The 9,982-nt window shown below is 37.6% G+C and carries 10 protein-coding genes; 8 read left to right on the forward strand and 2 right to left on the reverse strand.

Annotated elements, in window-relative coordinates; translation table 11 throughout:
• The 3 genes from nrdD to ACLTU0_RS08475 form a co-directional block, all read left to right on the forward strand.
• Window positions 1-969 (forward strand): anaerobic ribonucleoside-triphosphate reductase (gene nrdD, locus ACLTU0_RS08465; protein WP_412322042.1); only part of this gene is annotated, 969 nt, incomplete at its 5' end.
• Window positions 969-1,460, forward strand: coding sequence for an anaerobic ribonucleoside-triphosphate reductase activating protein (nrdG, locus tag ACLTU0_RS08470; protein ID WP_022228968.1), 492 nt, complete (start codon window positions 969-971; stop codon window positions 1,458-1,460). The genes nrdD and nrdG, both read left to right, overlap by 1 nt.
• 12 nt (window positions 1,461-1,472) lie before the next feature.
• Window positions 1,473-1,979 carry a dUTP diphosphatase gene (locus ACLTU0_RS08475; RefSeq protein WP_412322044.1) on the forward strand — a complete coding sequence of 169 codons (507 nt, stop codon included), beginning with the start codon at window positions 1,473-1,475 and terminating at the stop codon, window positions 1,977-1,979.
• 28 nt (window positions 1,980-2,007) lie between these two features.
• On the opposite strand, the gene ACLTU0_RS08480 is transcribed toward ACLTU0_RS08475, so the two are convergent.
• Complete coding sequence (locus ACLTU0_RS08480; RefSeq protein ID WP_412322046.1) at window positions 2,008-2,808, reverse strand: AraC family transcriptional regulator; 801 nt, start codon at window positions 2,806-2,808, stop codon at window positions 2,008-2,010.
• A 976-nt stretch (window positions 2,809-3,784) separates the two neighbouring features.
• Between ACLTU0_RS08480 and kduI the strand changes: the two genes are divergently transcribed.
• The 5 genes from kduI to ACLTU0_RS08505 all read left to right on the forward strand — a co-directional run bounded on the left by kduI (window position 3,785) and on the right by ACLTU0_RS08505 (window position 9,013).
• Window positions 3,785-4,615, forward strand: coding sequence for a 5-dehydro-4-deoxy-D-glucuronate isomerase (kduI, locus tag ACLTU0_RS08485; protein ID WP_412322056.1), 831 nt, complete (start codon window positions 3,785-3,787; stop codon window positions 4,613-4,615).
• Between the two features lie 101 nt (window positions 4,616-4,716).
• Complete coding sequence (locus ACLTU0_RS08490; RefSeq protein ID WP_412322048.1) at window positions 4,717-5,343, forward strand: GDSL-type esterase/lipase family protein; 627 nt, start codon at window positions 4,717-4,719, stop codon at window positions 5,341-5,343.
• A gap of 10 nt (window positions 5,344-5,353) precedes the next feature.
• Window positions 5,354-6,943 carry an NAD(P)/FAD-dependent oxidoreductase gene (locus ACLTU0_RS08495; protein WP_412322050.1) on the forward strand — a complete coding sequence of 530 codons (1,590 nt, stop codon included), beginning with the start codon at window positions 5,354-5,356 and terminating at the stop codon, window positions 6,941-6,943.
• Window positions 6,933-7,796, forward strand: a complete 864-nt coding sequence (locus tag ACLTU0_RS08500; RefSeq protein ID WP_118445660.1) for a DMT family transporter — start codon at window positions 6,933-6,935, stop codon at window positions 7,794-7,796. Before ACLTU0_RS08495 ends, ACLTU0_RS08500 begins: the two co-directional genes overlap by 11 nt.
• Window positions 7,797-7,822: 26 nt before the next feature.
• Window positions 7,823-9,013, forward strand: coding sequence for an S-layer homology domain-containing protein (locus ACLTU0_RS08505; RefSeq protein WP_412322053.1), 1,191 nt, complete (start codon window positions 7,823-7,825; stop codon window positions 9,011-9,013).
• 148 nt (window positions 9,014-9,161) lie between these two features.
• Here the strand turns inward: ACLTU0_RS08505 and thiD are convergent, their stop codons facing one another.
• Window positions 9,162-9,953: a bifunctional hydroxymethylpyrimidine kinase/phosphomethylpyrimidine kinase gene (gene thiD, locus ACLTU0_RS08510; RefSeq protein ID WP_412322055.1), complete on the reverse strand. Its 792-nt coding sequence runs from the start codon at window positions 9,951-9,953 to the stop codon at window positions 9,162-9,164.
• Window positions 9,954-9,982: the final 29 nt, after the last annotated feature.

Consider the following 9,982-nt stretch of genomic DNA (forward strand, 5'->3'; position numbering starts at 1 on the left):
CCTATGGGCTGTCGTGCATTCTTGTCACCTTGGTACGAAAAGGGCGGTATGAAACCGGCTGATGAAAATGATGTGCCTGTATTTGTCGGAAGATTTAATATCGGTGCTGTGTCACTTCATTTACCTATGATTTTGGCAAAGGCTCAACAGGAAAATAAACCGTTTTTTGACGTGCTTGATTATTACTTAAACCTAATCAGACAACTTCACTTGCGTACATATGACTATCTTGGCGAAATGCGTGCGTCTACAAATCCGCTTGCATATTGTGAGGGTGGTTTCTACGGCGGTCATCTTGGAATACATGATAAAATAAAGCCTATATTAAAGACTGCAACAGCGTCATTCGGTATTACGGCGCTTAATGAATTGCAACAGCTTTATAATAAGCGTTCACTTGTCGAAGACGGTGAATTTGCAATCAGAACACTTGAGCATATTAATGAAAAAGTAAATCAATTCAAGGCTGAGGACGGAAAACTTTATGCCATATACGGTACACCTGCCGAGTCACTTTGCGGACTTCAGGTTACACAATTCAGAAAGAAGTACGGCGTAATCGAAAACGTATCCGACAGAGAATATGTCTCAAACAGTTTCCATTGTCACGTTACGGAGGATATTACTCCGATTCAAAAACAAGACCTTGAAAAACGTTTCTGGGAGCTTTCAAACGGCGGTAAAATTCAGTATGTAAAATACCCTATAAGCTACAACAGAGAGGCTATAAAAACTCTTGTAAGACGTGCAATGGATATGGGATTTTATGAGGGTGTAAACTTGTCGCTTGCGTATTGTGACGACTGCGGATATGAAGAACTTGAAATGGACGTGTGCCCGAAGTGCGGAAGTAAAAATCTTACTAAAATCGAAAGAATGAACGGTTACTTGTCATATTCGAGAGTTAAGGGCGATACAAGACTTAACAATGCAAAAATGGCAGAAATCGCAGAAAGGAAAAGTATGTAATGCGTTATCATAATATAACAAAAGATGATATGCTTAACGGTGACGGACTTCGTGTTGTACTGTGGGTTGCCGGTTGCGAACATCATTGTCCGAATTGTCAAAATCCCGTAACGTGGGATATAAACGGCGGTTTGGAATTTGATGAGGCTGCAAAGAAAGAGATTTTTGATGAACTTGAAAAAAATTATGTTTCCGGTATAACATTCAGCGGCGGAGATCCTCTTCATACACAAAATCGAAAAGACGTTGGAGCACTTATTGAAGAAATTAAAGAAAAATTCCCGAATAAAACCATTTGGATTTACAGCGGTTATGATTGGCAGGACGTAAAAGATTTGCCGTGTATGAAATATGTTGACGTAATGGTGGACGGCGAATTTGTGGACGGTCTGAAAGATAATAAGCTTTTGTGGCGGGGAAGTACAAACCAAAAAGTTATAGACGTACAGAAAAGCCTTGAAATAGATAAGGTTGTTCTTGCGGTTAAGTAAAGGAGTTAATTTATGCAGAGAGTAGCTAAATTTGAAAAAGTCAGCTTTGAACAATTCAAAAAAGACTGGGCAGACACATTTTATGTGACAGATGGTATAGAAAAGATATACGAAGATATAAAGCTTCCGAAAAGAGCAACGGCAGGTTCGGCAGGTTATGATTTTTATTCGCCGATGGCTTTTGAATTAAAGCCTGGAGAAACTATAAAAATACCGACAGGTATCAGAGTTAAAATCAATGACGGCTGGGTACTGAAACTTTATCCGAGAAGCGGTTTGGGATTTAAGTTCAGAGTGCAGATGAACAATACCGTCGGAATTATCGACAGTGATTATTATAACAGCGATAATGAGGGGCATATATTCTGCAAAATCACAAACGACACAAACGAAGATAAAACCGTTTCTGTAAATAAAGGTACAGGATTTTGTCAGGGGATATTTGTAGAATACGGAATTACTTTTGATGATGATGTTACCGACGAAAGAAATGGCGGTTTCGGAAGTACGGGAATGTAAAAAAATGAGTTCCATGTGAACTCATTTTTTAGTTTGTATCTATATGTTTTCTGTATTCATTAGGACTCATATGTACGATATGTCGAAATGTTTTACAAAAATATGTTGATGAATTATAACCGCATGAGGTAGCTATATCTGTTATGCTGTGTTTACTGTTTCTAAGAATTTCGCAGGCATTGTTTATACGCACTGTATTCAGATAATCCGAAACGGTTATGTTCATTTCTTGTTTAAACAGCTTACACAAATGCGGTTTTGAAATATGAACGGCGTCTGAAATATCGTCAAGGTTTTGAACTGTCTGATAATTCTTGTTTATGTATTCGAGAATTAAATCTATAGTTCTGTGTTTTTCTGAAACTTTTTTCTTTTCCGTATTTTTATAGCTTGAAAGAATGGTGAGCAGTTCGCAAATGTGAATATATGAGTAATTCGGATTTTGTTCCATACGTTGTATTATTTCTATTACAGAACTGAATTGTGCGGAATCCAAATGTATTTTCTGATTGTTAAACATATTGAGCAAGTTTTGGTATGCATCAGGCAACATATATTGTGAAAGATAATGTTCGGTAAAATGAAGAGCATATCTTTCGTGTTCCGTACCGCCGTTGTTTTTGTGGAGATCATCCGGCTTTAACAGAACAATTTCGTTTTTTGATACTGAAATAAGTTTGTCATCGGCAAGCAATGTTGTAGAACCTCTCAAAATGATAAATATTTCATATGAATGGTGATAGTGCAAATTAGATTGCCTGTCACCCTTTTTTCGTGTTTGACGATTGAGGTAAAACCAATCGTTTAAGGGATTATATCCGTTTGCCATATGTGACCGCTCCTTATCTGTTATAACGAGTACATAATATAACAGAAATTCGGTGATGTCAATACGGTATAAATCAAAAATAAAACCGATTGACAACAAGAAATAAATGTGATAAGTTATACACAAGGGATATTTATGAAAAACTAATGTATGTGAAAAAAACATATAAAGGAAGATGAATATGAAATTAAGAATTTTAGACAAAAATAATAATGAATTGTTTGTAAAACAAGGCTTGAAAATTGACTGTACATATGAGGGTGAGTATTCTGCAGGAGATAAAATTTATATTTCGGCAAATAACTGTTATTTCTTCAAAATACAGCTTGACAGTGCATTAAAAGAAACGGTCGTATATGCTCCGTCGGGTAGTTTTGAATATCGAATTCCGACAGAAGTGTTGGAACGTATATATGAAGAAGGTGCTTTTGCGGGAACGGAGCACAGAATACGTGTATCGGAGGCTACTGACGAAGAAGCGTACGGCGAGAGGAATATTTCACTTAACCCATATGACTTGCAAGGTCAAAAAAGATGTTATCCGCACGCATATGCGAATTATGTAACACGCGGTGAGCCTTGCTTTTTTGAAAGAAATGCGATTGACGGCGTACTTGAAAATAAGGGTCACGGAAATTTTCCGTATCATTCTTGGGCAGGCGGTGCAAGAGATGATTTGGAGTATTATGTTGATTTCGGTACAGAAGTTGAAGTTGAAAAATTAGTATTTTATTTAAGAGCTGATTTTCCGCACGATACATATTGGAAGAATATTGATATAGAATTTTCGGACGGTGAAATCGTTACCGCAAACTTCGAGGGTGTTGCAGATGGTCAGGAAGTTGTATTAAAAGAGAAAAAAATTACAAGAACAATTCACCTTACAAATTTCATACAAGCGGTATTCCCGCTTTCTTGGGCGGCATTGTCGCAAATTGAGGTGTACGGCAGATACATAAAGGAAGATTTGAGCAAAATTAAAATAAGAAGTGCCTCAAATCCGAAAGATGTAAAAAATTACACAACCGAACGTTTAAGAGAAGAATTTCATATTGCAAAACTTTTCACAAAAGACAATATCAGAATGGTATATAGCCATATAGACAGAATTATCACCGCGGGAATTATGCCTGTTTACAGTGAATTGAAACTTGAGGCAGGCAAGGAGCTTGCGGCGGATTATTTCCTTCAAAGACGTGAAATGGGTTGTATTAATATCGGCGGAAAAGGTATAATTTCCGTTGCTGGAACGGAGTATGAAATGAATCCGCGTGATGGTATTTATATCGGTATGGGCAATAAAGATATTTCGTTTAAGTGCGTTGATATTGAAAATCCGCCTAAGTTTTATGTTTCGTCGTGTCCGGCACATACATCGTATCCTGTTGTGAAAATTGATATTACAAAGGCTAAGAAAGTTCCTCGCGGAAGTAAAGAGGATTGCAATAAGCGAGTGATAAACCAATATATTCACCCTGAAGTTATGCAGAGCTGTCAGCTGGCAATGGGACTTACAATGCTTGATGTCGGTTCAAACTGGAACACAATGCCGTGTCATACACATGACAGACGTATGGAGGTTTATTTGTATCTTGATATGGATGAAAATGACGCAGTATTTCATATGATGGGTGAGCCTGATGAAACACGTCACATCATTATGCACAATGAAGAGGCAGTTATTTCTCCGAGTTGGTCGATACATACAGGTGTCGGTACAAAGAATTACTCATTCATTTGGGCAATGTGCGGTGAAAATCAAGAATTTGACGATATGGACTTCATTGAAACAAAAGATTTGAAATAATTTACAAAAAGTCGAATGTAGAGTTACATTCGGCTTTTTTTATTGACTTTTACAAAGTGAATTGATACAATTAAATAAATAAAGAAAAGAGGGAAAATAAAGTGAAGAAAATATTATGTTTCGGTGATTCAAATACATGGGGACATAACCCCGTAGACTGCTCTAAACTTGAGAAACCGTGGATGGTTTGGTTAAAGGATATTGTACCTGAATATGAAATAGTATCTGACGGAGTATGCGGCAGAGCAACAACTCATTATTTGGAAAATGAAGATAAAACAAATGGTTTAAAAGATTTCAGAGAAAGATATTTAAGCGGTGAAAATGATTTTGATTTGATTATAATAATGCTCGGTACGAACGATGTGCTGAATAATATAGATTTTTCAAACCAAAAGACCGCCGATGTGCTTAAAATATATGTAGAAGAATGCAGAGCGAAATTCGGTAAGGACAAACCGAAAATATTGCTTGTATCGCCGATTTTGATAAATGATAATTGTTTGACACATCCTATATTCAAGGATTTGTACAGTGAAAAATCAATCGATAAATCAACGCACTTTTCTGAATATATATCAAAACTTGCAGATGAAGAAGATACATATTTTATGAATGCGGCGGATTACGCGAAAGCGTCCGACATTGACGGAATACATATGGTTCCGGAGGAACATAAGAAACTTGCAAATGCGTTTGCGGATAAAATTAAAGAAATATTGTCATAAGGTGAAATAAATGCTAAGAATATCAGATATAAAATTAGGAACAGATGATACAGAATCAGATTTAAGAAAGAAAGTTTTAAAACTTTTGGGCGTGAAGAATGTTAAATCTTTTGAAATATCAAAAAAGTCAATAGACGCACGAAAAAAGCCTGATATACATTATGTATATTCGGTCGATGTTGAAACCGATAACGAAGAATATTATGCGAAGAAAATAAAAAACTCACAAATTGTAAAGAAGAAAACTTATGAATTTCCGAAGTGCGGTAAATTTGACAAGCCTGTCGTGATAGTCGGCACAGGACCTGCGGGACTTATGTGCGGACTTACTTTGGCACAAAACGGATATAAGGTAATACTTCTTGAACGCGGAAAGTGCGTAGAAGAAAGAATGAAAGACGTTGAGGCATTTTGGGAGGCAGGCTTTTTAAATCCCGAATCAAATGTACAGTTCGGCGAAGGCGGTGCGGGAACTTTTTCTGACGGAAAACTTACAACGGGTATAAAAGATTTTCGTATAAGAAAGGTGCTTGAAGAATTTCATAAGCACGGTGCACCGAAAGAAATATTATATTATTCAAAACCGCACGTCGGAACCGATAATCTTTCTAAAATGGTTACGTCAATCAGAAGTGAAATTCGTAAACTCGGCGGTGAAGTCAGATTTTCCAATAAACTTGTCAATGTAAAAACCGACAACGGTGAAATATGCGGTGCGGTTGTTGAAAGTGACAGCGGTGAATATGTGATTGAAACAAATAATATTGTGCTTGCAATCGGTCACAGTGCAAGAGATACTTTTCTTATGCTCCAAAATCGCAATATAGCAATGGAGCAAAAGAGTTTTTCAGTCGGTGCGAGAATAGAACATTCTCAAGAAATGATAAATAAAAGCCAGTACGGTAAAGCGTATAAAAAACTTCCGGCGGCGGATTATAAAATGGCGGTACATCTTGAAAGCGGCAGAGGTGTGTATACATTCTGTATGTGTCCGGGAGGCAGAGTTGTTGCGTCTGCGTCGGAGGACGGCGGTGTTGTGACAAACGGTATGAGCTATTTTGCACGTGACGGAAAAAACGCAAACAGCGCATTGCTTGTAAATGTAACACCGAGCGATTTTAAAACTGACGATCCGCTTGCGGGAATGTATTTTCAGCGTGAAATTGAGCAGAGAGCATTTGAAGTCGGCGGCAAGAATTATAATGCACCGTGTCAAAGAGTCGGTGACTTTCTCGGAACGGAAAGTAACAGTGAATATACGGTCGAGCCGACATATAAGCCTAATGTGACGTGGGTAAATCTTGATGAAGTGTTTCCTAAATTCATAACCAATTCAATGCGTGAGGGAATAGTGCTTATGGATAACAAACTTCACGGATTTGCCGACAACGGTGCGGTTATAACAGGTCCTGAAACGAGGTCATCATCACCTGTAAGGATAATTCGTGACAAGAAAACAATGCAGTCAAACATAAAAGGCCTGTATCCTTGCGGTGAGGGTGCGGGATATGCAGGCGGTATTATGTCCGCCGCGGTTGACGGAATAAAAACAGCGGAAATGGTAGCAATTAATAACGGTAGGGGTAAAAATGAGCAGTAATAAAGTAAAAGGAATAATGTGTATAATTTCATCGGCGTTTTGCTTTGCGTTGATGAATATGTTCGTAAGAATGGCAGGAGATTTGCCGTCAATACAAAAAAGCTTTTTCAGAAATTTTATAGCACTTATTATAGCGTTCATTGTGCTGATAAGAACAGACGAAAAATTTAAGTTCAATAAAAAGAATTTGCCTGAATTATTGCTTAGGTCAATATTCGGTACAATGGGAATTTTGTGTAACTTCTATGCGATAGACCACCTTGTCTTGTCGGACGCGTCAATGCTTAATAAGCTGTCACCGTTTTTTGCGGTTATATGCTCGTATTTTGTGCTTAAAGAAAAGGTAAAGCCGTTTCAGGCTTTAGCCGTAATCGTGGCATTTATTGGTGCGTTGTTTATAATAAAGCCACAGTCAATATCGGCAAGCTTGCCAAGCTTTGTGGGAATGCTCGGAGGATTCGGAGCAGGTGTGGCGTACACAATGGTCAGAAAATTAAGTCAGAAAGGCGAAAGAGGTCCGTTTATAGTATTCTTTTTCTCGGCATTTTCGTGTGTTGTGACATTGCCGTATTTGATAGTTGACTATTCACCTATGACGATAGCACAGCTTGTAATACTTATATGTGCCGGAATAGCGGCGGCAGGCGGACAATTTTCGATTACTGCCGCATATTCATATGCACCGGCAAGAGAAATATCGGTGTTCGATTATACGCAAATAATATTTGCGGCACTTATGGGATTTATAGCATTCGGCGATATTCCCGATAAATTCAGTATTATCGGCTACGTAATAATATGCTCCGTGTCGGTAGCGATGTTTTTGTATAACAGGAGAGAAGATGAAAAATAATTTTTAATATTAAAGGGGGAGAAAAAATGAAAAAGAAGTTTGTTTTAGGTGCGTTATGTGTGTCAATTATTTTAGCGACGGGAATAGGTGCGTCGGCGGAAGTAAGTGAAAATCATTCACAATGGGCGGAGGAAAGTTTAGTAAGTGCAGATGAGGCGGGATTATTGCCGAATTTCTTTGCGGACAGAGATTTAACCGCTAATATATCGCGTATTGATTTTTGTCATTTGGCATATAAAATGCTTGAACAAAAATCACTGATTAGTGAGAATAATGTTAAGAGTTCGTTTGCTGATACCGATGATAAAGAAGTAACTTTTCTTGCAAATTCGGGAATAATAAACGGACGTTCTGAAACGGAATTTGCACCGAATGACGATATTACGCGTGAGGAGGCGGCAGTAATACTGACGAATACAGCGGAATTTATGGGCGTAAAAGAGGACATAGCTTTATTTGATACTGTATTTTCTGATTATGACACAGTTTCGGATTGGGCAAAGGAATCTGTGCGTAAAATGGATTCTCTCGGAATAATGCGAGGAGTAGGTGATAACAATTTCTCGCCAAAATCAAATTATACAATGGAACAGTCAGCGGTAACAATGCTAAAGTTGTTTAACCTTGACGTGAGTGATTATGCAAGCAATGTGTACGAAGTAAAAATTGACGGTGATTTATCACTTTTTAACGGTAAGAACAAGCAATGGATAAAAAATGACGGTAAAACAATATTTACATATGACGGTCCGGAGGAAGATATTGCTGATGATGAGAGGTCGTTTGTGTTCTTTGAAAAAAGCGGGAAATGGTATTTTTATATTCATAACAACAAAAGTGAAAATTACAGCAAAAATAATAAATGCACAGGTATATACAATGCCGAAACAGGAAATAAAGACTATAAACTGATGGTTGATACACTAAATAACAATCAAGGAATAACAGACACTATAGATTTTGCTGATGATTATTATAGGGTTATAAAACATAGAGAATATGGCGGCGAAGGCAGATTTGGAATAGATGAAATGAAAGTTTATAGCTATGATGGAGAAGAAATAGCATCATCTTCTTATGATTCAATAGTCGGGGGAGGTTCTCTTGATACAAGTGCATATCCTTGCAATAACAGACAAATAATAATTGATTTTGAAAAAGTAGATAACGATTCATCTGAATATTGGATGCCGGATGAAAATCTGCTTGCAAAATAACGTTGGATAGTGAGAAAGTTTATACAGATGTGTATGATCTTAAAACAGGTGAACTTGTAGAAGTGCCTGAACGTATAAAAGATGTAACGAACTATATGAAGTAGAAGAGTTGATATAAAAAGCGGTTCGTAGAGAACCGCTTTTTATGTTACTTTTTATTCGGATAAAATTTATACATATGATTTAAAGGACCGCTGCCTTTGCCTAAGTCGAGCATATCGGAGAGAGCACCGGTGATATAATCCTTTGCCGATTTTACGGCGGTTTTCATATCCATACCTTTTGCAAGATTAGCGGCAATGGCTGATGACAGAGTACAGCCTGTGCCGTGAGTGTTGGGGTTATCAATTCTGACAGCTTCAAACCAAGTTTCGTTTCCGTCATACAGTAAGTCGTTGCTTGTATTTGCAAGGTGACCTCCTTTAAGCAGAACGGTTACGTTATATTTATTATAAATCACATCTGCCGCACGCACCATATCGCTTTCACTTCTTATATCAAAATCGCATAAAATTTGTGCCTCATGAAGATTAGGCGTGATAATATCGGCAATGGGGAACAATACGGAAGTGAGTGCGTCTATTGCGTCGTCGCGAAGCAGTTTACAACCGCTTGTTGAAACCATAACCGTATCAAGTACAATATTTTTTGCATTGTAATACTTTAATCTGTCTGCAATGGTGTTTATAATTTCTGCCGAAGATACCATACCGATTTTTACCGCGTCAGGGAAAATATCTTTAAATACCGCGTCAATTTGTGATGCAACAACATCACAGGGAATATCGTATACACCGAAAACGCCTGTTGTGTTTTGTGAAGTTACGGAATTTATAACGCTCATTCCGAAAACACCGTTAGCGGCAAATGATTTTAAATCCGCTTGTATTCCCGCACCGCCGCTTGAATCAGAGCCTGCAATAGTTAAAGCTGTTTTCATATCATTTCTCCAATCTTGTTATATAAATC

It is taken from the genome of Hominilimicola sp. (assembly GCF_046972485.1).
Classification (GTDB): domain Bacteria; phylum Bacillota; class Clostridia; order UBA1381; family UBA1381; genus Hominilimicola; species Hominilimicola fabiformis.

Coding starts and splice junctions, on each gene's coding strand:
- ACLTU0_RS08480 (WP_412322046.1), bottom strand. CDS start 2,808: ATGGCAAACGGATATAATCCCTTAAACGATTGGTTTTACCTCAATCGT.
- ACLTU0_RS08495 (WP_412322050.1), top strand. CDS start 5,354: ATGCTAAGAATATCAGATATAAAATTAGGAACAGATGATACAGAATCA.
- ACLTU0_RS08505 (WP_412322053.1), top strand. CDS start 7,823: ATGAAAAAGAAGTTTGTTTTAGGTGCGTTATGTGTGTCAATTATTTTA.
- nrdG (WP_022228968.1), top strand. CDS start 969: ATGCGTTATCATAATATAACAAAAGATGATATGCTTAACGGTGACGGA.
- thiD (WP_412322055.1), bottom strand. CDS start 9,953: ATGAAAACAGCTTTAACTATTGCAGGCTCTGATTCAAGCGGCGGTGCG.
- ACLTU0_RS08475 (WP_412322044.1), top strand. CDS start 1,473: ATGCAGAGAGTAGCTAAATTTGAAAAAGTCAGCTTTGAACAATTCAAA.
- ACLTU0_RS08500 (WP_118445660.1), top strand. CDS start 6,933: ATGAGCAGTAATAAAGTAAAAGGAATAATGTGTATAATTTCATCGGCG.